Annotated in this window: 20 protein-coding genes and 1 pseudogene; 12 read left to right on the top strand and 9 right to left on the bottom strand. The window is 67.2% G+C overall.

Features of this window, described 5'->3' with window-relative positions; translation table 11 throughout:
* Window positions 1-47 precede the first annotated feature (47 nt).
* Complete coding sequence (gene pcaF, locus DM992_RS24500) at window positions 48-1250, top strand: 3-oxoadipyl-CoA thiolase (protein ID WP_111019000.1); 1203 nt, start codon at window positions 48-50, stop codon at window positions 1248-1250.
* A gap of 92 nt (window positions 1251-1342) precedes the next feature.
* Here the strand turns inward: pcaF and DM992_RS24495 are convergent, their stop codons facing one another.
* The 3 genes and pseudogenes from DM992_RS24495 to DM992_RS24485 form a co-directional block, all read right to left on the bottom strand.
* Entirely contained in the window at window positions 1343-1870 is a 528-nt protein-coding gene (locus tag DM992_RS24495) for a DUF523 domain-containing protein (RefSeq protein ID WP_111018999.1), read from the bottom strand.
* Between the two features lie 74 nt (window positions 1871-1944).
* Window positions 1945-2505 carry an N-acetyltransferase gene (locus DM992_RS24490; protein ID WP_111018998.1) on the bottom strand — a complete coding sequence of 187 codons (561 nt, stop codon included), beginning with the start codon at window positions 2503-2505 and terminating at the stop codon, window positions 1945-1947.
* 17 nt (window positions 2506-2522) lie between these two features.
* Window positions 2523-2885 (bottom strand): annotated as a pseudogene (locus DM992_RS24485) (class I SAM-dependent methyltransferase); the annotation flags it as partial.
* Between the two features lie 312 nt (window positions 2886-3197).
* Here DM992_RS24485 and DM992_RS24480 point away from each other — a divergent pair.
* Both DM992_RS24480 and DM992_RS24475 read left to right on the top strand, forming a co-directional pair.
* Window positions 3198-4742, top strand: a complete 1545-nt coding sequence (locus DM992_RS24480) for a PAS domain-containing methyl-accepting chemotaxis protein (protein ID WP_111018997.1) — start codon at window positions 3198-3200, stop codon at window positions 4740-4742.
* 412 nt (window positions 4743-5154) lie between these two features.
* Window positions 5155-6699: a PAS domain-containing methyl-accepting chemotaxis protein gene (locus DM992_RS24475; RefSeq protein WP_111020375.1), complete on the top strand. Its 1545-nt coding sequence runs from the start codon at window positions 5155-5157 to the stop codon at window positions 6697-6699.
* Between the two features lie 115 nt (window positions 6700-6814).
* On the opposite strand, the gene gabD is transcribed toward DM992_RS24475, so the two are convergent.
* A complete protein-coding gene (gabD, locus tag DM992_RS24470) occupies window positions 6815-8284 on the bottom strand; it encodes an NADP-dependent succinate-semialdehyde dehydrogenase (protein ID WP_111018996.1) in 1470 nt (489 codons plus the stop codon).
* Between the two features lie 85 nt (window positions 8285-8369).
* A complete protein-coding gene (locus tag DM992_RS24465; RefSeq protein WP_105391109.1) occupies window positions 8370-9653 on the bottom strand; it encodes a 4-aminobutyrate--2-oxoglutarate transaminase in 1284 nt (427 codons plus the stop codon).
* A gap of 126 nt (window positions 9654-9779) precedes the next feature.
* Between DM992_RS24465 and DM992_RS24460 the strand changes: the two genes are divergently transcribed.
* Window positions 9780-11288: a PLP-dependent aminotransferase family protein gene (locus DM992_RS24460; RefSeq protein ID WP_111018995.1), complete on the top strand. Its 1509-nt coding sequence runs from the start codon at window positions 9780-9782 to the stop codon at window positions 11286-11288.
* 115 nt (window positions 11289-11403) lie between these two features.
* Here the strand turns inward: DM992_RS24460 and DM992_RS24455 are convergent, their stop codons facing one another.
* Window positions 11404-12240: a DMT family transporter gene (locus DM992_RS24455; protein WP_111018994.1), complete on the bottom strand. Its 837-nt coding sequence runs from the start codon at window positions 12238-12240 to the stop codon at window positions 11404-11406.
* Between the two features lie 105 nt (window positions 12241-12345).
* Between DM992_RS24455 and selD the strand changes: the two genes are divergently transcribed.
* The 3 genes from selD to DM992_RS24440 all read left to right on the top strand — a co-directional run bounded on the left by selD (window position 12346) and on the right by DM992_RS24440 (window position 15434).
* A complete protein-coding gene (gene selD, locus DM992_RS24450) occupies window positions 12346-13410 on the top strand; it encodes a selenide, water dikinase SelD (RefSeq protein WP_111020374.1) in 1065 nt (354 codons plus the stop codon).
* Window positions 13411-13481: 71 nt separating this feature from the next.
* Window positions 13482-14072, top strand: coding sequence for a LysE family transporter (locus DM992_RS24445; RefSeq protein WP_111018993.1), 591 nt, complete (start codon window positions 13482-13484; stop codon window positions 14070-14072).
* A gap of 282 nt (window positions 14073-14354) precedes the next feature.
* Window positions 14355-15434 (top strand): purine nucleoside permease, encoded by a 1080-nt coding sequence (locus DM992_RS24440; RefSeq protein WP_034181744.1) that lies wholly within the window; start codon window positions 14355-14357, stop codon window positions 15432-15434.
* A 208-nt stretch (window positions 15435-15642) separates the two neighbouring features.
* On the opposite strand, the gene DM992_RS24435 is transcribed toward DM992_RS24440, so the two are convergent.
* A complete protein-coding gene (locus DM992_RS24435; RefSeq protein ID WP_111018992.1) occupies window positions 15643-15936 on the bottom strand; it encodes a DUF4148 domain-containing protein in 294 nt (97 codons plus the stop codon).
* Window positions 15937-16121: 185 nt separating this feature from the next.
* Window positions 16122-16556: a helix-turn-helix domain-containing protein gene (locus DM992_RS42865; protein WP_239511437.1), complete on the bottom strand. Its 435-nt coding sequence runs from the start codon at window positions 16554-16556 to the stop codon at window positions 16122-16124.
* A 157-nt stretch (window positions 16557-16713) separates the two neighbouring features.
* On the opposite strand from DM992_RS42865, the gene DM992_RS24425 reads away from it, so the two are divergent.
* On the top strand, window positions 16714-17373 hold the full coding sequence (locus DM992_RS24425; protein WP_111018991.1) for a hypothetical protein: 660 nt from the start codon (window positions 16714-16716) through the stop codon (window positions 17371-17373).
* Window positions 17374-17397: 24 nt separating this feature from the next.
* Here DM992_RS24425 and ceoR read toward each other — a convergent pair whose 3' ends face one another.
* On the bottom strand, window positions 17398-18402 hold the full coding sequence (ceoR, locus tag DM992_RS24420) for a putative multidrug efflux transcriptional regulator CeoR (protein WP_072444546.1): 1005 nt from the start codon (window positions 18400-18402) through the stop codon (window positions 17398-17400).
* Between the two features lie 174 nt (window positions 18403-18576).
* Here ceoR and DM992_RS24415 point away from each other — a divergent pair, with 174 nt between their 5' ends.
* The 4 genes from DM992_RS24415 to opcM are packed head-to-tail and all read left to right on the top strand — an operon-like array spanning window position 18577 to window position 25479.
* The gene (locus DM992_RS24415) at window positions 18577-19437 is read left to right on the top strand and encodes an alpha/beta hydrolase (protein ID WP_027781544.1); all 861 of its coding nucleotides are present in this window, start codon (window positions 18577-18579) and stop codon (window positions 19435-19437) included.
* A gap of 32 nt (window positions 19438-19469) precedes the next feature.
* On the top strand, window positions 19470-20687 hold the full coding sequence (gene ceoA / locus DM992_RS24410) for a multidrug efflux RND transporter periplasmic adaptor subunit CeoA (protein ID WP_111018990.1): 1218 nt from the start codon (window positions 19470-19472) through the stop codon (window positions 20685-20687).
* Window positions 20688-20732: 45 nt separating this feature from the next.
* Window positions 20733-23933 (top strand): multidrug efflux RND transporter permease subunit CeoB, encoded by a 3201-nt coding sequence (gene ceoB / locus DM992_RS24405; protein WP_111018989.1) that lies wholly within the window; start codon window positions 20733-20735, stop codon window positions 23931-23933.
* A gap of 10 nt (window positions 23934-23943) precedes the next feature.
* Complete coding sequence (gene opcM, locus DM992_RS24400; protein ID WP_111018988.1) at window positions 23944-25479, top strand: multidrug efflux transporter outer membrane subunit OpcM; 1536 nt, start codon at window positions 23944-23946, stop codon at window positions 25477-25479.
* The last annotated feature ends 140 nt before the right edge of the window (window positions 25480-25619 follow it).

Raw genomic sequence — 25619 nt, 5'->3', positions numbered from 1 at the left:
ATCGGACTAAGTGCTAAAGCGCCAGGTCCGATCGACAGGAGACACTGATGACCGAAGCTTTTCTGTGTGATGCGATCCGTACCCCTATCGGCCGTTACGGCGGTGCGCTGTCCGGCGTGCGCGCCGACGACCTGGGCGCGGTGCCGCTCAAGGCGCTCGTCGAGCGCAACCGCGGCGTTGACTGGACGGCGATCGACGACGTGATCTACGGCTGCGCGAACCAGGCCGGCGAGGACAACCGCAACGTCGCGCGCATGTCGCTGCTGCTCGCGGGCCTGCCGCAGGGCGTGCCGGGTTCGACGATCAACCGGCTGTGCGGTTCCGGGATGGATGCGGTCGGCGTGGCCGCCCGTGCGATCAAGTCGGGCGAGGCCGCGCTGATGGTCGCGGGCGGCGTCGAGAGCATGACGCGCGCGCCGTTCGTGATGGGCAAGGCCGCGAGCGCGTTCGCGCGCCAGGCCGACATCTACGATACGACGATCGGCTGGCGCTTCGTCAATCCGCTGATGAAACAGCTTCACGGCGTCGATTCGATGCCGGAGACGGCCGAGAACGTCGCGGTCGACTACAACATCAGCCGCGCCGACCAGGACCTGTTCGCGCTGCGCAGCCAGCAGAAGGCCGCGCGCGCGCAGCAGGACGGCACGCTCGCCGAGGAAATCGTGTCGGTCACGATTGCGCAGAAGAAGGGCGATCCGGTCGTGGTGTCGCGCGACGAGCATCCGCGCGAGACGTCGCTCGAAACCCTCGCGAAGCTGAAGGGCGTCGTGCGCCCGGACGGCTCGGTGACGGCCGGCAATGCATCGGGCGTCAACGACGGCGCCGCTGCGCTGCTGCTCGCGAACGAGGAAACCGCGAAGCGCTTCGGTCTCACGCCGCGCGCACGCGTGCTGGGCATCGCGACGGCCGGCGTTGCGCCGCGCGTGATGGGCATCGGCCCCGCGCCGGCCACGCAGAAGCTGCTCGCGCGGCTCGGGATGACGATCGACCAGTTCGACGTGATCGAGCTGAACGAGGCGTTCGCGTCGCAGGGCCTCGCGGTGCTGCGCATGCTCGGCGTCGCCGACGACGATCCGCGCGTGAACCCGAACGGCGGCGCGATCGCGCTGGGCCATCCGCTCGGCGCATCGGGCGCGCGTCTCGTGACGACCGCGATGTACCAGCTTCATCGCACGAACGGCCGCTTTGCGCTGTGCACGATGTGCATCGGCGTCGGCCAGGGCATCGCGATCGCGATCGAACGCGTCTGACCCGCGTGACGCGGCGAAGCGACCGGACATGCGCCGCTTCTCCGTTCCCCGAACGATGCGCGGCACGACAATCGTCGTGCCGCGCATTGTCGTTAACCGGCCTGTGATATCTGCCGGAGGCGCGCGTCGAGCGCGTCGATCTCGCTGTCCGCGAACACCTCGATGCCGTGCTGGCGAAGCAACGCCGCCGTGACGCCGGCCCCCGCATGCCGCCGGTTCGCGAAACTCCCGTCATAAATGAAGGTGCTGCCGCACGACGGACTGCCGTCGGCCAGGATCGCGAAGCGGCAATCGTACGTGCGCGCGAGCGCCAGCGCGGTTTGCGCGCCGGAGACGAATGGCGCCGTCACGTCGGTTCCGTTCACGTCGACGATGCGTGCGGCGCCCGACAGCACCCGCTGCCCCGATGCGCCGTCCGCGATTTCGGCGGGCGGGCGCGGCACGCTGAAGCCGCCCGCCAGCTCGGGGCAGACGGGCACGAGACGCCCTTCGCGCTGCCACCGTGCGAGCGCCTCATGCGCGGCGGTTTTGGCCGAGCCGTTGTAACGCACCGGATGACCGACCACGCACATGCTGACGAGGATTCTCGGCATGGCCTGCGGCGGTGGTTCGTTCTGCAATTTCGCTCCCCATGTCGGCCGATGGCGGCTGTGGCAAAGCGGGAAATTCTACGCGTCACCCGCATGCCGGTGCGTCAGGCCATCGGCCCTTCCAGATGAATGTCTTCCGGCTCGAGCGCGTACAGCGCCGGGTCGGGCGACGCGCTGACCGTGAAGCCGAGCCGCAGGTAGAAGTCGATCGTGCGCTGCGACGGCGTCGCCGACACATACAGGCGTTCGGCGCCCATCGCGCGCGCCTGCGCGTGGGCCGCGCGATAGAGCTGCTCGCCGAGCCCGCAGCCGCGCCAGTCGCGGCTCACATGCAGGAACTTCAGTTGCAGCATGTCGTGACACGGGCCGACCGGCCGGCTGTCGACGACGACCGCCGCGACCAGCCGCGCGCCGTCGAACATGCCGCGGAACCAGCCGCCGCGATCGTGGCAGTCGAGCAGGATCGGCGTGTAGTGATCGGCTTCGCCGGCGGGCCAGCCGGCGACATCGTAGAACTCGGGAACGAGATGCAGCGCGCCGTCGCGCAGCACGTACAGGTGGTCGATGATCTCGCGCCGGTCGATGGTCCACACGAGCGGCACCTCGTCGCGTGCGAGCGTGCGTGCGCAAAGCGCGTCGCGTTCGGCGGCGGTACGGCGCGTCATGCGGCCGCCCGATGCAGGGCGATCCCGCGCGTCCATGCGTTCTGGCCTGACAGCCGGCAGATCGCACCGTACGACGTGAACACGCGATTGAAGCGCTCGCCGCGCGCGGCGGCCTCGGGTATCCGGTCGAGCACGTCGGCGCGCTCGAACCGCGCGGGCAGACCCGCGTCGGCTGACAGCTGCCGCGCGAAGCAGATCGCTTCGTCGGCGATGTCGACGCCCGTCGCGTCGGCGCCGTCTCCGAGCAGTTCGCGTTCTTCCGGAAACAGCGTCGAACCGCCATGGCGGAAAAAGGCGGGCTGATCGCCTTTGTGGCTGTTATGCGCGACCGTCGCCGTATTCCGGGACAGCCGATTCAGTTCGTGCAATGCATTTTTCATCGAATTCGAATATCGGTTGAATTGAGCAGAATAGACCGAATCGTTTCGCCGCGCGCAACGGATGCCGGTATTGGCACGCCGCGCGGCGAGTTGTGACATGCGGGGCGGCGGGCGCAGCGATTATCGCCGGATTATTTGATCGAAATCATGGTGCAGGCCGAATTGCATATTTTATGTGCGGAAAGGGTAAGGTTTACCGCCGGATTGCCGACAGTAAAAATGAAGACCGTCGTAAAGCGATAAACCGTTTTTCGGCTACTGAGCGCAATTTCAGCGCGACGCGGACGACAGATCCGCCTTTCGGAGCCTTGCATGCGCAACAACCAGCCCGTTACCCAACAAGAATTCGATTTTCCCGACGACGTCACGCTGATGTCGACGACCGATGCCGACGGCACCATTACGTACGCGAACACGACGTTCGCGCACGTGAGCGGCTTCTCGAACGAGGAACTCGTCGGCCAGCCGCACAACGTGGTGCGCCACCCGGACATGCCGAAGGAGGCATTCGCCGACATGTGGGCGACGCTCCGGCGCGGCGAGCCGTGGACCGCGCTCGTGAAGAACCGCCGCAACAACGGCGATCATTACTGGGTGCGCGCGAATGCGATCCCGGTGATGCGCAACGGCGAGCCGCAGGGCTATATGTCGGTGCGCACGAGGGCGCCGCGCGACGAGACCGAGTCCGCCGACGCGCTGTATCGCGCGTTTCGCGAAGGCAAGGCCGGCCAGCGCCGGTTCCACAAGGGGCTGGTCATCCGCACCGGGCTGCTGCGCATTGCGTCGCTGTCGCAGACGATGTCGGTGCGCGCGCGCGTTCATTCGGCCCTGTGCGTGCTGGCGCCGGCTGTCATCGGCGCGGGCTGGGCATGCGGGCTGGCCGGCGCCGGGCTCGCGGCGTTTGCCGGCGTGACCGTCGGCGCTGCGGCGGCGGCCGGGCTGTGGCTCGACGCACAGATCGTGCGTCCGCTGCGGCGGCTGCACGACCAGGCGCTGAATGTCGCGACCGGCGAGAGCCGGCGCGGCGTGCGGATGAACCGCGTCGACGAGATCGGGATGACGCTGCGCACGCTTAACCAGCTCGGGCTGATGTTCCGCTGGCTCGTCGACGACGTCAGCGAGCAGGTGCACAACGTGCAGCGCGCGAGCAACGAGATCGCGCAGGGCAACAACGACCTGAGCGCGCGTACCGAGCAGGCGGCGTCGAGCGTGCAGCAGACGGCTGCGTCGATGGCCGAGATGACGGCGACCGTCGACAGCAACGCGGAAACCGCACTGCAGGCCAACCGGCTCGCGGTGTCGGCGAGCGATGCTGCCGGGCGCGGCGGGCAGGCGGTGAGCGAAGTCGTCACGACGATGAACGACATCACCGACAGCTCGCGCAAGATCGCGGACATCATCGGCGTGATCGACGGCATCGCGTTCCAGACCAACATCCTCGCGCTGAATGCGGCGGTTGAAGCCGCGCGTGCGGGCGAACAGGGGCGCGGCTTCGCAGTGGTCGCGGGCGAAGTGCGGGCGCTCGCGCAGCGCAGCGCGAACGCGGCCAAGGAGATCAAGACGCTGATCGGCGCGAGCGTCGAGCGGGTCGAGTCGGGCGCGCGGATCGTCGACGGCGCGGGCAAGACGATGGAGGACATCGTCACGCAGGTAAAGCGCGTGTCGGACCTGATCGCGGAGATCAGTTCGTCGACGGCCGAGCAAAGCACGGGCGTCGCGCAGGTCGATCAGGCGGTCGTGCACCTGGACAACATCACGCAGCAGAACGCGGCGCTCGTCGAGCAGAGCACGGCGGCGTCGGAGAGCCTGAAGCAGCAGGCGACGCGGCTGGTCGATGCGGTGAACGTGTTCAGGTGATCGTCGGGGGCGCGCGCGATGTGCGTGCCCGATCAATGAATTGCGGCCATCGCCCGCCATGCGCGTTCAGGTTTTCCGATTCAATCGAAATACGCCAAACGAGAAATATTTGTATTTCATATTTTGCGTTTATGCATTGAATCGAGTCGAAGGGAGTACCGGCAATGATCAGACGAATACCCGTCAAACCGTTGCCTGGCCTGGGGTTTAATTTCATCAATAAACAAATTATTTGGTGAAACCCAGTTGATGCACATTTAATGCATATTTTTGCGAATTCGGCATAATGTTTTCGCCGAATTTGCCGAAAGCGCAGGAGCATGACCCACGCGCATGCGGATCGACCGCAATGCGCGGCGTCTCGAATCAATCGACAAGCGGGCGCAAGATCCGCTACCCGGAGCTCCACACCATGCGTAATAACCAGCCCGTCACGCAACGCGAATTCGATTTCCCCGACGATGCGACGCTGATGTCGACAACCGATGCCGACAGCCATATCACATACGCGAACGCGGCATTCATCCAGGTCAGCGGATTTTCTCCCGACGAGATCGAAGGTCAGCCGCACAACGTGGTGCGCCACCCGGACATGCCGAAGGAGGCATTCGCCGACATGTGGGCGACGCTCAAGGGCGGCGAGCCGTGGACCGCGCTCGTGAAGAACCGCCGCAAGAACGGCGACCATTACTGGGTGCGCGCGAACGCGGTGCCGGTGATGCGCAACGGGCAGCCGAAGGGCTACATGTCGGTGCGCACGAAAGCGTCGCGCGACGAAATCGCCGCTGCCGAGGCGCTGTACAAGGAATTCCGCGAAGGGCACGCGGGCAACCGGCATTTTCACAAGGGGCTGATCGTCCGCAAGGGCATTGCGGGTTTCACGTCGCTGTTCCAGACGATGTCGGTGCGCGCGCGGCTTCATGCGTCGCTGTGCGTACTCGCGCCGGTGCTGGTGGCCGGCGGCTGGGCCTGCGGGCTGGCCGGCGGCCCGCTTGCTGCGTTCGCGGCGGTAACGGCAGGCGCCGCCGTTGCCGCGGGCCTGTGGCTCGATGCGCAGATCGCGCGGCCGCTCATGCAGTTGCGCGACGAGGCGCTGCGCGTCGCGACCGGCGAGAGCCGCAGCGGCGTGCGGATGAACCGCGTCGACGAGATCGGGATGACGCTGCGCACGATCAACCAGCTCGGGCTGATGTTCCGCTGGCTCGTCGACGACGTCAGCGAACAGGTGCACAACGTGCAGCGCGCGAGCAACGAGATCGCGCAGGGCAACAACGACCTGAGCGCGCGTACCGAACAGGCGTCGACGAGCGTGCAGCAGACGGCCGCGTCGATGGCAGAAATGACGGCGACCGTGTCGAGCAACGCGGAGACGGCGCTGCAGGCGAATCAGTTGTCGGTGTCGGCGAGTGAGGCCGCCGAGCGCGGCGGGCAGGCGGTGAGCGAGGTCGTCGCGACGATGAACGACATCACCGACAGCTCGCGCAAGATCGCGGACATCATCGGCGTGATCGACGGCATCGCGTTCCAGACCAACATCCTCGCGCTGAATGCGGCAGTCGAGGCCGCCCGTGCGGGTGATCAGGGGCGCGGCTTCGCGGTGGTCGCGGGCGAAGTGCGGGCGCTCGCGCAGCGCAGCGCGAATGCGGCGAAGGAGATCAAGACGCTGATCGGCGCGAGCGTCGAGCGGGTCGAGTCGGGCGCGCGGATCGTCGACGGCGCGGGCAAGACGATGGAGGACATCGTCACGCAGGTAAAGCGCGTGTCGGACCTGATCGCGGAGATCAGTTCGTCGACGGCCGAGCAAAGCACGGGCGTCGCGCAGGTCGATCAGGCGGTCGTGCACCTGGACAACATCACGCAGCAGAACGCGGCACTCGTCGAGCAAAGCACGGCGGCGTCGGAGAGCCTGAAGCAGCAGGCGACGCGGCTCGTGGATGCGGTGAACGTGTTCCGCTGATCGCAGGGAGGAGAGGCGACGCGGGCGCGGCGGAGAGGGGCACCGGCCCGCGTCGGACCGCCCGGTTCCGGCCGGGCGGTCAGGGCCTGTCACCGAAGCGACAGGCCCTGAACCGTCACACCGCGAGGCAGAGGTACTTGATCACGACGTAGTCGTCGATGCCGTAGTGCGAGCCTTCGCGGCCGAGGCCCGATTGCTTGACGCCGCCGAACGGCGCGACTTCGTTCGAGATCAGGCCCGTGTTCACGCCGACCATCCCGTATTCGAGCGCTTCGGCGACCTTCCACACGCGGCCGATGTCGCGGCTGTAGAAGTAAGCGGCCAGACCGAACTCGGTGTCGTTGGCGAGGCGGATCACCTCGTCGTCGCTGCCGAACTTGAACAGCGGCGCGAGCGGCCCGAACGTCTCTTCCTTCGCGACCTTCATCGCCGGCGTGACGCCCGTCAGCACGGTCGGCTCGAAGAAGCCGTGGCCGAGCGCGTGGCGCTTGCCGCCCGTCACGACGGTCGCGCCTTTCGCGAGTGCGTCCTCGATGTGCGCCTCGACCTTCAGCACGGCCGCTTCGTTGATCAGCGGGCCTTGCGTGACGCCCGGCTCGGTGCCGCGACCGACCTTCAACTGGCCGACCGCCGCCGCGAGCTTCTGCGCGAACTGGTCGTACACGGCTTCATGCACGTAGAAGCGGTTCGTGCACACGCAGGTCTGGCCGCTGTTGCGGTATTTCGATGCGATCGCGCCCTGCACGGCCGCATCGAGATCGGCGTCGTCGAACACGATGAACGGCGCGTTGCCGCCGAGTTCCAGCGATACCTTCTTGACCGTCGCCGCGCATTGCGCCATCAGCAGGCGGCCGACCGGCGTCGAGCCGGTGAACGACAGCTTGCGCACGATCGGGTTCGACGTCAGTTCGCCGCCGATCGCCTTCGGGTCGCCCGTGACGACGCTGAACACGCCGGCCGGCACGCCCGCGCGCTCGGCCAGCACGGCCATCGCGAGCGCGGAGAACGGCGTTGCCTCGGCCGGCTTCACGACGATCGGGCAGCCTGCCGCGAGCGCCGGGCCGACCTTGCGCGTGATCATCGCCGCCGGGAAGTTCCACGGCGTGATCGCCGCGCACACGCCGACCGGCTCCTTCGTCACGACGATGCGCTTGTCGCTCGCCGGCGTCGGGATCGTGTCGCCGTACACGCGCTTGCCTTCTTCCGCGAACCACTCGAGGAACGACGCGGCGTAGCCGATCTCGCCCTTCGCCTCGGCCAGCGACTTGCCCTGCTCGGTCGTCAGGATCAGCGCGAGGTCGTCGGCGTTTTCCATCATCAGGTCGTGCCACTTGCGCAGGATCGCCGCGCGTTCCTTCGCGGTCTTCTTGCGCCACGCCGGCCATGCGGCGTTCGCGGCGTCGATCGCATGACGCGTCTCGGCCGTGCCCATCGCCGGCACGGTGCCGAGCAGGCCGCCCGTCGCCGGGTTGCGGACTTCGAACGTCTCGCCGTTCGATGCGTTTTGCCATTCGCCGTTGACGTACGCCTGCTGGCGGAACAGCGACGGATCTTTCAGTGCCAGGGTTTCCTGAACCGTGCTCATGTGTATGTAGCCTGCGTTGAAGATGAAGGACGAAACGGCCGCCGCCGTCTTGACGACGGCGGCGGCGCGTTCAGTGGGCGGGAACTCAGGCCGGCACGCCGACCGTTTCCTTCAGCACTTCCTCGAGGATCACGAGCGCTTCGTCGAACACGGCTTGCGGGATCGTCAGCGGGAACAGGAAGCGCACGACGTTCGAGTACACGCCGCACACGAGCAGCAACAGGCCGCGCTCGAGCGCACGCGCCTGCACGCGCTTCGTGAATTCCGCGTCCGGCTCGCCCGAGCCCGGCTTCAGGAACTCGACCGCGACCATCGCGCCCGGGCCGCGCACGTCGGCGATCTGCGGCACGTCGGCCTGCAGCGCGTTCAGCTTCGCCTTCAGCACGTCGCCGAGTTGCGTGGCGCGCTCGCACAGCTTCTCTTCGTCGATGATCTCGAGCACTGCGTGCGCCGACGCGACCGCCAGCGGGTTGCCCGCGTACGTACCGCCGAGGCCGCCGGGCGCTGCCGCGTCCATCACGTCCGCACGGCCGACGACGCCCGACAGCGGCATGCCGCCCGCGAGGCTCTTCGCCATCGTGATCAGGTCGGCCAGCACGTCGTAGTGCTGCATCGCGAACAGCTTGCCGGTACGCGCGAAGCCGGTCTGGACTTCGTCGGCGATCAGCAGGATGCCGTGCTCGTTACAGATCTTGCGCAGCGCGCGCACGAATTCGGCCGGCGCCGGGTTGAAGCCGCCTTCGCCCTGGACCGGTTCGAAGATGATCGCGGCGACGCGCTTCGGATCGATGTCGGCCTTGAACAGCATCTCGATCGCCTTGATCGAGTCGGCCGTCGTCACGCCGTGCAGCGCGGTCGGGTACGGTGCGTGGAACACGTCGCCCGGGAACGGGCCGAAGTTCAGCTTGTACGGGGCGACCTTGCCGGTCAGCGCCATGCCCATCATCGTGCGGCCGTGGAAGCCGCCCGAAAACGCGATGACGCCCGGACGGCCGGTCGCTGCGCGCGCGATCTTGATCGCGTTTTCGACGGCTTCGGCGCCGGTCGTGAAGAACGCGGTCTTCTTCGGGAAGTCGCCCGGCGCGCGTGCGTTGATCTTCTCGGCCAGCTCGACGTACGACGCGTACGGGACGATCTGGTAGGCGGTGTGCGTGAAGCTGTTCAGCTGATCGGAGATCGCCTTGACGATCTTCGGGTGGCGGTGGCCCGTGTTCAGCACCGCGATGCCGGCGGCGAAATCGATGAAGCGGCGGCCTTCGACATCCCACAGTTCCGCGTTCTCGGCGCGGGCTGCGTAGAAATCGCACATCACGCCGACGCCGCGCGGGGTAGCGGCGTTCTTGCGGGCCTGCAGGTCGGCATTCTTCACGGTCATCTCCTTGATGTTCTTTCCGGTGAGTAGAAAATCGGGCGCGTTGACAGCCCATGGAGGCGACTATAATCATATTTGGCTCTGGCAATCAGAGCCATTTCAATAAATATTCAGGAGCCAATCATGCGCGCGAGCGTGTTGTCGGACTGGCTGGCGCAGCGCCTCGTGCGCGGCGGCGAACAGCCGATCTACCGGCAGCTTCACCGGCTGCTGCAACAGGCGATCCTGTCGCGCGAACTGCCGGCCGGCACGCGCGTGCCGTCGTCGCGGCTCCTGGCCGCCGAGCTCGGGATCGCGCGCAACACGGTCACGCAGGTTTACGAACAGCTTGCGCTCGAAGGTTATGTCAACTCGGCGACGGGCCGCGGCACGTTCGTCGCCGACAGCGCGCCGGACGAGATCGTCGGTGCGCCGCCCGACGCGGCGGCCGGCCCGGCCGTCGTGGTGCCGTCCGCGCGGCGGCTGTCCGCACGCGGCACGCGGCTCGTCGACGGGGCAGGGGTGTCGAAGCGCCAGGGCGGCGCGTTCATGCCGGGCGTGCCCGATGTGTCGCGATTTCCGGCGCGCGTGTGGACGCGGCTGCACAACAAGTACTGGCGGCGCCTGCGCCCCGACCTGCTGACCTATGCGCCGGGCGGCGGGCTCGCGCTGCTGCGCGAGGCGCTGGCCGACTACCTGCGCACGTCGCGCTCGGTGCGCTGCACGCCCGAGCAAATCGTGATCACGACCGGCATCCACCAGTCGATCGACCTCGCGGTGCGGCTGCTGACCGATCCGGGTGACGCGATCTGGACCGAGGACCCGTGCTACTGGGGCGTGCGCAGCGTGCTGAACGTGTCGGGGCTGACCACGCGGCCGATTCCGGTCGACGAGGAAGGCATCGCGCCGTCGGCCGCCGATCTCGCCGAACCGCCGAAGCTGATGCTCGTCACGCCGTCGCACCAGTATCCGCTCGGGATGGTGATGAGCCTCGCGCGGCGGCGGATGCTGCTCGAATACGCGCGCCAGCACGGCTGCTGGATCATCGAGGACGACTACGACAGCGAATTCCGCTACGGCAGCCGGCCGCTCGCGTCGCTGCAGGGCCTCGATACGGCCGGGCAGGTGATCTACGTCGGCAGTTTCGGCAAGACGCTGTTCCCCGGGCTGCGGGTCGGCTACCTGGTCGCGCCGGAGCCGCTCGCGGAAAGCTTCGCGACCGCGAGCGCCGAGTTGTATCGCGAAGGGCAGTTGCTGCAGCAGGCCGTGCTCGCCGAATTCATCGCGGAAGGGCATTTCGTGTCGCATATCCGCAAGATGCGCACGCTGTACGGGCAACGCCGCGAGGTGCTGCTCGATGCGGTCGCGCGCCGCTACGGCGACACGCTGCAGGCGCTCGGCAGCGACGCGGGGCTGCATCTCGTCACGCAATTGCCGGAAGGCGTCGACGATCGCGCGGTCGCGCAGGCCGCGCTCGAACGCAATATCGTCGTGCGGCCGCTGTCCGGCTATTACGCGGATCGCGGGCGCGCGGCGTCGGGGTTGCTGCTCGGTTATGCATGCGTGCCGGAGGACGAGATCGCGCCGGCATTCTCGACGCTTGCCGAGGCGATCGACGAGCGGGCGTTCGGCGGGGCGGCGGTGGCTGCTTGATGGTCGATGGTGTCGCCGCGTCGCGGAGCAGTGCGAGTCGATCGCCACCTTCTCCGCGGTGCGGATAGAACGTCTGGGCGGGCGTCGGCGCGACGAAGATCGTCGGCCCGCGCGCCTACAACCGGATCAGCGCCGCACCCGCCACGACCAGCGCACACGCGGCGAGCCGCTGCGCGCCGGGTCGCTCGCGCATCACGAACCAGCCGATCGCGACCGCGAAGATCGAACTCGTTTCGCGCAGCGCCGATACGGTCGCGACCGGCAGGTGCCGGTACGCGAGGATCACGATCGCATACGCGGCGAGCGAGATCGTGCCGGCGATCGCGCCCTGCGTGAGCGCGGTACGCGAGCCGAGCACTGCGCGCGGGCCGCCGCGCAGCGCGCAGACGAGTACGAGCTGCGGCACGCTCCACAGCAGGTACACCCACGCGATGTAGCCGAGCGCGCTGCCGGACACGCGCGAGCCGATCCCGTCGCAGATCGAATACGCGGCGATGAACACGCCCGTGAGCAGCGCATACGGCACGCCTTCCCCGGAGAACCTGAAGCCGCGGCGCAGCGCGAGCGACATGATGCCGAACGACACGAGCGCGATGCCGGCGAAGCCGAACGGCGTCGGCCGCTCGTGCAGCACCGCGAACGCGAGCACCGATACGAGCAGCGGCGACATCCCGCGCGCAATCGGATAGATCTGCCCGAACTCGCCGCTGCGGTATGCGCGCGCGAGCGTGAAGCAGTACGCGACCTCGAGCGCGGCCGATGCGGCGACGTACGGCCAGGCGGCGGGCGCCGGCGCGGGCAGCAGCGCGGCGCCGGCGATGCCGAACGCGAGATACGGCAGCGACATCGTGCCGAGCTGGACGAGCCGGTCTTCGCTGATGTGCAGGAACGCATTCCAGATGGCATGCAGCAGCGCGGAGCACAGCACGAGGCCGATGAACAGGTGATCCATGAATGAAGGGGCGGACGAAGGCGGGCGCCGACAATTATGTGGGTATCGGGCGCGCTCGCGCGGAATTGTCGATAATGGAGCGTTGTTATTCACCGGATGCCGACGATGACCGAAGCCACCCAAGCCCAGCCTGCCGTTCCGCGCCTCACGAGCCTGTCGCACGGGGGCGGTTGCGGCTGCAAGATCGCACCGGGCGTGCTGTCCGAACTGCTGAAGCGCGCGACGCCGCCCGCGCTGTTCCCGGACCTGCTGGTCGGCACCGAGACGTCCGACGATGCGGCTGTTTACCGTCTCAACGACGAGCAGGCGATCGTCGCGACCACCGACTTCTTCATGCCGATCGTCGACGATCCGTTCGACTTCGGCCGCATCGCGGCGACCAACGCGCTGTCCGACGTCTACGCGATGGGCGGCAAGCCGATCCTCGCGCTCGCGCTGGTCGGGATGCCGATCAACGTGCTGCCGCACGAAACGATCGCGGCCGTGCTGCGCGGCGGCGAATCGGTGTGTGCGGACGCCGGCATTCCGGTCGCGGGCGGCCATTCGATCGATTCGGTCGAACCGATCTACGGGCTCGCGGCGATCGGCGTCGTGCATCCGTCGCGCGTGAAGCGCAACGCGGCCGCGCGCGCGGGCGACGTGCTGGTGCTCGGCAAGCCGCTCGGCGTCGGCGTGCTGTCGGCCGCGCTGAAGAAGAACCAGCTCGACGCCGCGGGCTACGCGCAGATGGTCGCGACGACCACCAAGCTGAACCGGCCGGGCGCCGAGCTTGCCGCGCTGCCGGGCGTGCACGCGCTGACCGACGTCACGGGCTTCGGGTTGCTCGGCCATACGCTCGAACTGGCGCGCGGCGCGCACCTCACCGCGCGTGTGCACTACGCATCGCTGCCGTGGCTCGCGGGCGTCGAGGCGTTCGTCGCCGACGGCGTGTTCACCGGCGCATCGGGCCGCAACTGGGCCGCGTACGGCACCGACGTGCGGCTCGCCGACGGCCTGCCGCCCGTCGCGCAGGCACTGCTGACCGATCCGCAGACGTCGGGCGGCCTGCTCGTCGCGTGCGCGCCGGAAGCGGTCGACGAAGTCCTCGCGTGCTTCCGTGCCGACGGCTTCGACCACGCGGCCGTGATCGGCGAGATGGTGGATGGGGCGGCGCGGGTCGAGGTGGCTTGATCACCGCTCGTCATGCGGATACTTTTGCTGCCGCTGGAATCGATGCCTTTCGTTGACGGCGTCGAGGATCGATGAGCGATTTCCTGTTCGGGCTGATGATCGCACTGTCGGTCGGGCCCGTCGCGCTGATGATCGCGAACTACGGGATGCGCGCCGGCACCGCGAGCGGCGTGCGCGCGGCAGTCGGTGTCGCGACGGCCGACGGTTGCTATGCGATCGTCGCGTTCACGATTGGCGCGATGCTCGCGGGCACGCTTGCGTCGCACCTTTTGCTGTTCCGTGTCGTCGGTGCGCTCGTGTTGCTCGCGATGGGCACATGGATGCTGTGGCAGGCGCTGCGGAACCGGCGCCGCACGCTCGACGGCGATGCGCCGCCGCCGGGCAGCCGCCCGTTCACGTCGATGTTTTTCGTCACGCTCGCGAACCCGCTGACGATCCTGCTGTTCTACGGCTATGCAACGGTCGCCGTCGGTGCGCCCCGACACTGGCTGCTCGGCGCCGCGTGCGTGTTTGCGGTCAGCCTCGCGGGGCAGCTCGTATTCGCGTTCGGCGGCAGTGCGATCGGGCGCATCGTGAAGTCGCCGGGGTGGCTCGCGGCGAGCCATGTGGTCGCCGCGCTCGTGGTGCTCGGTTATGGCGTTGCGGGGCTCGTGCGCGCGTAGCGGTTCGGGAGCCGGCCGAAGGCGGCGTCGACGGGGCGATGCGCAGAGGCACGTCGGCGGGCGTTCGTTCCCGCCAACCGGATAGCATTCCTGATGGTTGTCGTGCACGGCGACGGTGCGAATCCAACGAAGCACATCGCATTGCGCAACACGCACACCGTCGCACGAAACACGGCTAGCCGTTTCGTAACCGGGTTCCGCATCGCGCGGGCCCGTTCTATACTCCTTCGCGCAGTCTCCGAGAGCCGTTCTCACCCAACGTCATCGAAACAAGGAACGCCGATGCTGACTCGCTCCATTCTTTCCGCCGCCGCATTCTCGCTCGCGGCCTGTGCGACCGCGCCGTCGATCGCGCAGGACAACCAGGGCAACAACGCGGGCAACACTGCATTTGCCGAGACCGGTGCACAGGGCCGCCCGGTCAAGGTCATGATCATCACGATGTTCGGTCCGGAGGGCCAGGCCTGGCTCGACCGGATCGGCCCGTGGCGCGACATCGCCGTGCCGGGCCTGTCGCCCGACTATCCGGCCGTCCACTGCAACAAGCAGGACGTGTGCGTGGTGACGACCGGCATGGGTTATGCGAACGCGTCGGCGACGATCATGGCGCTGACGTTCTCGCAGCGCTTCGATCTGCGCCGCACGTATTTCCTGATCTCCGGCATCGCGGGCGTCGACCCCGCGCAAGGCACGGTCGGGTCCGCCGCGTGGTCGAAGTACCTCGTCGATTTCAGCCTGCAGTGGGAGCTCGATGCGCGCGAGATTCCGTCCGGCTGGAACACCGGCTTTCTCGGCATCAACACGAAGAGCCCGAACGACAAGCCGCCGCTCGATTACCGCACCGAAGTGTTCCAGCTCAATCCGCAATTGACCGACGCCGCGTACGCGCTGTCGCGCAACGTCGTGCTCGCCGACAGCGCGCAGGCGCAGGCCGCGCGCGCGAAGTTCACGTATGCGCCGGCGAACCGGCCGCCGACGGTGATCCAGTGCGACACGTCATCGGGCAACACGTGGTTCTCGGGCACGCTGATCGGTGAGCGCGCGCGCCAGTGGACGAAGATCCTGACCGACGGCAAGGGCACTTACTGCATGACCGCGCAGGAAGACAACGCGACGTATGAAGCGCTCAAGCGCGCGGCGAGCGTGAAGCGGGTCGACCTGTCGCGCGTCGCAGTGTTGCGCACGGGGTCCGATTTCGACCGGCCGTATGCGGGGCAGACGAGCGCCGACAACCTGCTGAACTACGCGGACCAGGGCGGCTTCGCCCCGGCGACCGAAAACCTGTACCGCGCGGGCAATCCGCTCGTGCAGGACATCGTGACCCACTGGGGCGAATGGCGCGACGGCGTGCCGCGCCGCTGACGGCCGGACGATGACTCGGCCGGTGATCAATGTGAATGCGGGGCCGAACGGAACGGCGTCCAGACCGGCGTGGTGTCGTCCCAGTGATCGAGCGGCGAAGGAAGTTGGTCGTTCATCATGTGCTCTTGCAACTAACTGACTCAGCGAGTCGTCGATGGGTGTTTCGCGACGCCGCGCACGGGGCGACCCGCTGCGCGGCGTTGTGCGTTTACCGGCCTCCGCCGGCGAGCTGGTTGCTTTCCGGCATCGAGCGATACGGGCCTTGTGCGAGTTCGAGCCCTTGCGGATACGAATTCGCCTTGCGCAGGTACGCGAGCGTGCCGTCGCGGCGGGCCTGCTCGACTTCCGCGCTCACTTCGGCGCGCGTGCGCGGACCGTAGTGCTGCGAGTACCGCGACGTGTTGCCGTAGTCGTCGGCGTGCGGCGTGCCGGAATCGGCGAAGGCCGGTGCGGACACGGCGAGTGCGAGGGTGACGGCGGAGAGAAGGGTGCGGCGGTTCATGACGTAACTCCTGTATCGAGATGGGTCGGCGCTTCAGCGCCGACTCGGATCCCGTGCTTGCATTGCGTCGGAGTCGGCGCCTGCTCCAGGGATCGGTTCGATGCGCAACGGTGTGTGCGCGACAGGGTTTACTCTAGGGGGCGGCGGCAACGCGATAAATGGCGCTGCCGCGAATTGAATTGTCGTCAGGCTGGAACAATCGTTATCCGCACGGACCGTGAGGATATCGTCGCGAGCCTTGTGCCGCGGGGCTGCCGGCCGCTGGCCATGCGGGGGCGCGCCGTGTGCGCGGCGCGGTCTTCCGCGCTGGCGCACTGATCCTTTACGCATGGCGGAACAATGGCGGCGCGGAGCATGCGGTGTGCGGGGCGGGAATCGGTCGTCGGGCCGGCCCGACGCATCGCAGCGCGCATGCGGCAGTCAGATCGCTTCGAGACGATAGCCGAGCTATAGACCGCGCTGAGCCGCACGCCGTTCGACGGCTGGAGCGCGAGCTTCATCCGCAGCCGATAGATGTGCGTGTCGAGGCTGCGCGACACGCCGACCATGTCCCGGCCCCAGAGCGAGCGTATCAAGGCTTCGCGCGGCATGATCCGTCCGAGATTGCGGAACAGCAGCACGGCGAGCTCGAATTCGCGTGGGGTCAGCCCGATCCCGCGGACCGGGCGGACTGGTCCGGCGTGGTTGCGTGGTCACGATCGCAACCGGTTCCTGATCGATGCGATGTCGCCTGTCAAATATTAGGATTGTTGATCATTGGATTTTTGAAGATTCGTCATGTCGGTCTCGAGGAGCTTCGTCGGCATCAGCGTGACGTGCGAGACGATCGAGGTCCGCATCTCGTCGCCGAGGGTGATCCTCGGCTACCGGAACGAGACGTTCGGCATCGAGTCGATGACCGATGCAATTGCCGGATTGGCTCCTGCGCGCGTCGTGCTGGAGTCGTCCGGCGGCGCTGAATTCGAGGCGGCTTGCGCGCTGCAGGCCGCGCGACTGGCGGTGGCCGTTGTCTATCCGCATCAGGCCCGCGATTTCCCCGCGGGCGCGGTCGAAATTCCGCTCGAACGAAAAGGGGCGCGTGCCCGTTTGCCGACGGAACTGGCCTGCAAGTTCGATCAGCATCCGTCGTGCGTCCAACTCGTCGAGCCGTTGTCCGACCCGCAACTACTGTACGTGCAGGCACTGGTGCAGCGCCGTCGGCAACTCGCGCGCACCCTGATCGCCGCATATCGGCTGCTCACGTGCTCTCAGGCGAACGTGCGCGGCAGCATCGAGCAGACGATCGCGTTCACGGAAAACCAGATCGGCATGATTGACCGCTTTTGCGCGCGGCACGTGAGCGCGCAGCGCGCGCAACTGGCGCGGGCGAAGCGGTACGGCCGCGGCGCACCCGGCGTGGGGGCCGCGGAATTCATGCGCGCGTGGAGAGCGAAGTGAAAAAGGCGCCAGGGTGCGCCAGACCTACGCGACCCACTCGTTGATGACCGGCGTATCGAGCGCCGGCGCGCGTTCGGCTTCCTCGAACGTGCGCTTGCTGCACGTTGCGTCGAGGCTGCCCTTGCCGCTCAGCAGCGGGCAGCGATCGAACACTTCGGCGATCCAGTCGACGAACACGCGCACTTTCGGCGACAGATGGCGGCTGTGCGGATATACGACCGAGATCGGCATCGGCAGCGGCTTGATGCCGGGCAGAACCTCCTTGAGCCGGCCTTCGCGCAGGTGCGGCAGCACCATGAAGAGCGGCGGCTGGATCAGCCCGAAACCTTCGATCCCGCAGGTCACGTACGCATCCGCGTCGTTCACCGACACGATGCTTTCCATCTTGATCTCGGTTTCCTTGCCGTCGATCAGGAACGACCAGTCGATCGTGCGGCCGGTGCGGCTCGAGAAATAGTTGACGGCCTTGTGCTGGCTCAGGTCCTCGATCGTCTTCGGCTCGCCGAAGTGCTCGAGATAGGCGGGCGCGGCGACCGTCACGCCTTCGAACAGGCCGACCCGGCGCGCGACGAGCGACGAATCCTGCAGCGCGCCGACGCGGATCACGCAGTCGACGCCTTCCTGCAGCAGGTCGACCGGGCGGTCGGACAGGCCGAGCTGCAGGTCGATGTCCGGATAGCGCGTGTGGAATTCGCACAGCGACGGAATCACGAGCAGCCGCCCGATCGAACCCGGCATGTCGATACGCAACTTTCCGTGCGGCTTCCGGTTGTTGGCCTGGAAGCTCGCTTCGGTTTCCTCGACGTCCGCGAGGATCCGCACGCATCTTTCGTAGTACGCGGCGCCGTCCGGCGTCAGCGACAGCCGGCGCGTGGTCCGGTGCATCAGCCGCACACCGAGGAACGCTTCGAGATTCTGGATGATCGTCGTGACGGACGCCCGCGGCAAGCCGAGCGTTTCTGCTGCCTTGGTGAAGCTGCTTGTATCGACGACGCGAGTAAACACCTGCATGGCCTGAAGCCGGTCCATCACAACCTCCGCAATCTAATTTGCCGCCGGAACAAGAAGGCTGCGCCACCTCGTGGGTGAACGCAGCCTCGGATTGTTCGGGGTCGTTGAATTGTGTTGCCGGATTATAGGCATTTATCCCAATGTCTGCCGGACCCAGAATTCGTTCCATCTCGAAATGGATGCTGCATCGTCATGGACGCTTCTGAATTCAGCAAATTCCTGAAAGCCGCGCTGCCCGCTCAAGCCTTGGCGGGCGCGGCGCTGACGGTCGCCGAAGTGGAAATTCCCGGCTACGCGCAGGACATCGTGCTGCGCCTCTACCGCCGCCCGGACAAGACCGGGTTGCCGGTAGTGCTTTATTTCCACGGGGGCGGTTTCGTCCGCGGTTCGCTCGAAGACGCTGATTTCGCCGCGCGTTTTTTAGCAGAACGCTTACCAGCTCTCGTAGTGTCGGTCGATTATTCGCTCGCGCCGGCCTTTCCTTTTCCGGCCGCGCCGGAGGATGCGTATCGCGCGGCCGTGTGGGCCGCGACGCGCGCCCGCGCGTTCGGCGGCAATCCGAAGAAGATCGGTGTCGCGGGCCACGACGCGGGCGGGCAGCTCGCGAACTGTCTGGCATTCATCGCACGCGACCGCGGCGAAGTGTCGATCGCCGCGCAGGCGCTGTTCGGGCCGATGCTCGACCCGAGCATGACGCGCATCGGCGACGCCGAGCGTCTCGCGTCGGACATCACCGCGCGCGAATGCGCGGCCTGTTATCGCGCGTATCTGCCGCAGGCCGCGCAGCGCATGCATCCGTATGCGGCGCCGATCGAATCGGTGCGCCTCGCGGGGTTGCCGCCGACGCTCGTCGTCACCGCGCAGAACGACGTGCTGCACGTCGAAGCGGAGAAATATGCGGGCTGCCTGATCTCGTCGGGCGTGCTCACGCAGGTGATCCGCTATCCGGACATCACGCACGCCGCGCTCGCGACGCACGAAGCCGCATTCGAGGAAGCCGTGCGCTTCTTCCAGTGCCGCTTCCAGGCGCGCCAGCCTAACCGTTCCGAATAACCAGAACCAATCCACGTTTATTGGAGATCCACATGGCCATCCTACGCACCTCCCGTTCCCGAATCGCGACAGCGGCGATCGTGACGCTCGCCGTCGTCGGCCTCGGAACGTTCGGCGCAATGCGCGTGAACGCGAACGCGCCCGAAAAAGCGGCCGCGCCGCTGCCCGAAGTCGATGTCGCGACCGTCGTGCCGCAGACCGTGACCGACTGGCAAGGTTATTCGGGCCGCCTCGAAGCGATCGAGAAGGTCGACGTACGCCCGCAGGTGTCGGGCACGATCGTCGCGGTGAATTTCAAGGACGGCGCGCTCGTGAAGAAGGGCGACGTGCTGTTCGTGATCGACCCGCGCCCGTACCAGGCCGAAGTCGACCGCGCGGCTGCGCAGCTCGCGGCTGCCCAGGCCCGCAACGGCTATGCACAGACCGACTGGCAGCGCGCGCAGCGGCTGATCGGCGACAACGCGATCGCGAAGCGCGATTACGACGAGAAGCAGAACGCAGCCCGCGAGGCGGCGGCGAACGTGAAGGCGGCCGATGCCGCGCTGGAAACGGCGCGCATCAACCTCGGCTATACGCGGATCACCGCGCCGGTGTCGGGCCGCGTGTCGCGCGCGGAGATCACGGTCGGCAACGTCGTGTCGGCCGGTGCGGCGGCCGCGCCGCTGACGACGCTCGTGTCGGTGTCGCCGATCTATGCGTCGTTCGACGCGGACGAGCAGACCTACCTGCAATACATCAACGGCGCGCGCGACGGCCGCAAGGTGCCGGTCGAGCTCGGCCTCGCGAACGAAACCGGCTACTCGCGCAGCGGCGTGATCGATTCGGTCGACAACCGGCTCGACACGTCGTCGGGCACGATCCGCGTGCGCGCGCGCTTCGACAACGCCGACGGCGCGCTCGTCCCGGGCCTCTACGCACGCGTGAAGGTGGGCGGCAGCGCGCCGCACCAGGCGCTGCTCGTCGACGACGCGGCGATCAACACCGACCAGGACAAGAAGTTCGTGTTCGTCGTCGACCAGCAAGGCCGCGTGTCGTACCGCGAAGTGCAGCAGGGGATGCAGCACGGCAACCGGCGCGTGATCGTGAGCGGGCTTTCCGCGGGCGACCGCGTGATCGTGAACGGCACGCAGCGCGTACGGCCCGGCGAGCAGGTGAAGCCGCACATGGTCCCGATGACGGGCGGCGATGCGCCGTCCGCGCCGCTCGCGAGCACCGCGAAGCCGGCCGCACCGGCGAAGGCGGATTCGTAAGCGGCACGCCGCTTCGCATCCGCGTTCAACCAGACAGAGCCAGAAATGAACATATCAAAATTCTTTATCGACCGGCCGATCTTTGCAGGAGTCCTATCGGTGATCATCCTGCTCGGCGGGGTGATCGCGATGTTCCTGCTGCCGATTTCGGAATATCCGGAAGTCGTGCCGCCTTCGGTGATCGTGAAGGCGCAGTACCCGGGCGCGAACCCGAAAGTGATCGCCGAGACGGTCGCGTCGCCGCTTGAAGAGCAGATCAACGGCGTCGAGGACATGCTCTACATGCAGTCGCAGGCGAACAGCGACGGCAACATGACGATCACCGTCACGTTCAAGCTCGGCACCGACCCTGACAAGGCCACGCAGCTCGTGCAGAACCGCGTGAACCAGGCGCTGCCGCGCCTGCCGGAAGACGTGCAGCGGCTCGGCATCACCACGGTGAAGAGCTCGCCGACGCTGACGATGGTCGTGCACCTGATCTCGCCGGACAACCGCTACGACATGACCTACCTGCGCAACTACGCGCTGATCAACGTGAAGGATCGCCTGTCGCGGATCCAGGGCGTCGGCCAGGTGCAGCTGTGGGGTTCGGGCGACTACGCGATGCGCGTGTGGCTCGATCCGCAGAAGGTCGCGCAGCGCGGGCTGTCCGCCGAGGACGTCGTGCAGGCGATCCGCGAGCAGAACGTGCAGGTCGCGGCCGGCGTGATCGGCGCGTCGCCGTCGCTGCCCGGCACGCCGCTGCAGTTGTCGGTGAACGCGCGCGGCCGTCTGCAGACGGAAGACGAGTTCGGCGACATCGTCGTGAAGACGACGCCGGACGGCGGCGTCACGCGCCTGCGCGACATCGCGCGGATCGAGCTCGATGCGTCCGAATACGGGCTGCGCTCGCTGCTCGACAACAAGCCGGCCGTCGCGATGGCGATCAACCAGTCGCCGGGCGCGAACTCGCTGCAGATCTCGGACGAAGTGCGCAAGACGATGGCCGAGCTGAAGCAGGACATGCCGGCGGGCGTCGACTACAAGATCGTCTATGACCCGACGCAGTTCGTGCGTTCGTCGATCAAGGCCGTCGTGCACACGCTGCTCGAAGCGATCGCGCTGGTCGTGATCGTCGTGATCGTGTTCCTGCAGACCTGGCGCGCGTCGCTGATTCCGCTGATTGCGGTGCCGGTGTCGATCATCGGCACGTTCTCGCTGCTGCTCGCGTTCGGGTATTCGATCAACGCGTTGTCGTTGTTCGGGATGGTGCTCGCGATCGGGATCGTGGTCGACGATGCGATCGTCGTCGTCGAGAACGTCGAGCGCAACATCGAGAGCGGGATGAACGCGCGGCAGGCGACCTACAAGGCGATGCAGGAAGTGAGCGGGCCGATCATCGCGATCGCGCTGACGCTCGTGGCCGTGTTCGTGCCGCTCGCGTTCATGTCGGGCCTGACCGGCCAGTTCTACAAGCAGTTCGCGATGACGATCGCGATCTCGACGGTGATCTCGGCGTTCAACTCGCTGACGCTGTCGCCGGCCTTGTCCGCGATCCTGCTGAAGGGCCATGGCGACAAGGAAGACTGGCTCACGCGCGTGATGAACCGCGTGCTCGGCGGCTTCTTCCGCGGCTTCAACAAGGTGTTCCATCGCGGTGCGGAGAACTACGGCCGCGGCGTGCGCGGCGTGCTGTCGCGCAAGACGCTGATGCTGGGCGTGTACCTCGTGCTGGTGGGCGCGACCGTGCTGGTGTCGAAGGTCGTGCCGGGCGGCTTCGTGCCCGCGCAGGACAAGGAGTACCTGATCGCGTTTGCGCAGCTGCCGAACGGCGCATCGCTCGACCGCACCGAGAAGGTGATCCGCGACATGGGCTCGATTGCGCTGAAGCAGCCGGGGGTCGAGAGCGCGGTGGCGTTCCCGGGGCTGTCGGTGAACGGCTTCACGAACAGCTCGAGCGCGGGCATCGTGTTCGTCACGCTGAAGCCGTTCTCCGAACGGCACGGCAAGGCGCTGTCGGCCGGTGCGATCGCCGGCGCGCTGAACCAGCAGTACGGCGCGATCAAGGACTCGTTCGTCGCGGTATTTCCGCCGCCGCCGGTGCTCGGCCTCGGCACGCTCGGCGGTTTCAAGATGCAGATCGAGGATCGCGGTGCGGTCGGTTATGCGCGGCTCGCGGATGCGACCAACGACTTCATCAAGCGCGCGCAGCAGGCGCCGGAGCTTGGCCCGCTGTTTACGAGCTACCAGATCAACGTGCCGCAGCTCAACGTCGATCTCGACCGCGTGAAGGCGAAGCAGCTCGGCGTGCCGGTCACCGACGTGTTCAACACGATGCAGGTGTATCTCGGTTCGTTGTACGTGAACGACTTCAACCGCTTCGGGCGCGTGTACCAGGTGCGCGTGCAGGCCGATGCGCCGTTCCGTCAGCGCGCGGACGACATCCTGCAGTTGAAGACGCGCAACGACAAGGGCGAGATGGTGCCGCTGTCGTCGCTCGTCACGGTGACGCCGACGTTCGGCCCGGAAATGGTGGTGCGCTACAACGGCTACACGGCGGCCGACATCAACGGCGGCCCGGCGCCGGGCTTCTCGTCGGGTCAGGCGCAGGCCGCGGTCGAGCGGATCGCGCACGAGACGCTGCCGCGCGGCGTGCGGTTCGAGTGGACCGACCTCACGTACCAGCAGATCCTCGCGGGCGATTCGGCGATGTATGTGTTCCCGATCAGCGTGCTGCTCGTGTTCCTGGTGCTCGCTGCGTTGTATGAAAGCCTGACGCTGCCGCTCGCGGTGATCCTGATCGTGCCGATGAGCATTCTGTCGGCGCTGACGGGCGTGTGGCTCACGCAGGGCGACAACAACATCTTCACGCAGATCGGCTTGATGGTGCTGGTGGGGCTGTCGGCGAAGAACGCGATCCTGATCGTCGAATTCGCGCGCGAACTCGAGCACGACGGTCGAACGCCGCTCGAGGCCGCGATCGAGGCGAGCCGGCTGCGGCTGCGCCCGATCCTGATGACGTCGATCGCGTTCATCATGGGCGTCGTGCCGCTCGTCACGTCGACGGGTGCGGGTTCGGAGATGCGCCATGCGATGGGTATCGCAGTGTTCTTCGGGATGCTCGGCGTGACGCTGTTCGGGCTGATGCTGACGCCGGTGTTCTACGTCGTGCTGCGTACGCTTGCGGGCGGCAAGATCCACGTCGCCGGCAAGGACTCGGCCGGATATGGCGTGCCGGCCCAGGGCGTACCGGCTTCGGATGCTTGAGGATAAGAAGATGGACAACATGCACAACACGAATGGCCTGATGCGCTTCGCGAAGGTGGCGGCCGCGAGCACCCTGCTCGCGACGCTGCTCGCCGCGTGCGCGGTGGGCCCCGACTACAAGCGCCCGGATGTGTCGACGCCCGCCGCGTTCAAGGAAGCGCCGACGCTCGCCGCGGGCGAACAGGCCGGCACGTGGAAGACGGCCGAGCCGTCGGACGGCGCGCATCGCGGCGAATGGTGGACGGTGTTCGGCGACCCGGTGCTCGATTCGCTCGAGACGCAGGCGCTCGCCGCGAACCAGAACCTGAAGGCCGCGGCCGCGCGTGTCGAGGAAGCGCGCGCGGCGACGCGTTCGGCGCGCTCGCAATGGTTCCCGCAGGTCGGCGCCGGTTTCGGGCCGACGCGCGAAGGGCTGTCGTCGGCGTCGCAGTTGCAGCCGCAAGGCACGGGCCCGACCAACGCGACGCTGTGGCGCGCGCAGGGCACGGTGTCCTACGAGGCCGACCTGTTCGGCCGCGTCGGCCGCAACGTCGAGGCGTCGCGTGCCGACCAGGCGCAGAGCGAAGCGCTGTTCCGTTCGGTGCAGCTCGCGCTGCAGGCGGACGTCGCGCAGAACTACTTCGAACTGCGCCAGCTCGACTCGGACCAGGACCTGTACCGCCGCACGGTGGAGCTGCGCGATCAGGCGCTGAAGCTCGTGCAGCGCCGCTTCAACGAAGGCGATATCAGCGAGCTCGACGTGTCGCGCGCGAAGAACGAGCTGGCCAGCGCGCAGGCCGATGCGGTCGGCGTCGCGCGCCGGCGCGCGGCCTCCGAGCATGCGCTCGCGATCCTGCTCGGCAAGGCGCCTGCGGATTTCGCGTTCAAGGAAACGCCGATCGTGCCGGTCGGTGTGAAGATTCCGGCGGGCCTGCCGTCCGCGCTGCTCGAACGCCGGCCGGACGTGTCGGCGGCCGAGCGCGCGATGGCGGCCGCGAACGCGCGGATCGGCCTCGCGAAGTCGGCGTACTTCCCGAAGCTCGACATCACGGGCGCGTTCGGTTATGAAGCGTCGACGCTCGGCAACCTGTTCCTGTGGTCGAGCCGCACGTTCCTGCTCGGGCCGTTCGCCGGCACTGCGCTGACGCTGCCGCTGTTCGACGGCGGGCGCCGTGCGGCCGGCGTGCAGCAGGCGCGTGCGCAGTACGACGAACAAGTTGCGAACTACCGGCAGCAGGTGCTCGTCGCGTTTCGCGAGGTCGAGGACAATCTCGCCGACCTGCGCCTGCTCGACGACCAGATCCGCGCGCAGGATGCGGCCGTCAATGCGTCGCGCCGCGCGGCGACGCTGTCGCGCACGCAGTATCAGGAAGGCCAGGTCGCGTATCTCGACGTGATCGACAGCGAGCGGTCGGTGCTGCAGTCGCAGTTGCAGTCGAACCAGTTGACCGGTGCGCAGGCCGTGTCGACCGTGAACCTGATTCGCGCGCTCGGCGGTGGGTGGGGTGATGCGCCGACGGCGGTCGGCGATGCGGCGACGGCCAAGCAGGAAGTTGCCGTGCGTTGAGATATAGGCTCGCGACGGACCACCGTAGCAAGTGGTCGATCGAAGAACCCCGATCCGCGATGACGCGGATCGGGGTTTTTTATTGGGCTTTTATCGGCCGTCTGCTATGCCTGCTGCTCCAGTTGCACGTCCGTGCGTTC

The sequence above is a fragment of the Burkholderia sp. JP2-270 genome (assembly GCF_003233675.1).
Lineage (GTDB): Bacteria > Pseudomonadota > Gammaproteobacteria > Burkholderiales > Burkholderiaceae > Burkholderia > Burkholderia pyrrocinia_C.
This window is presented reverse-complemented; position numbering and strand designations above follow the sequence as displayed.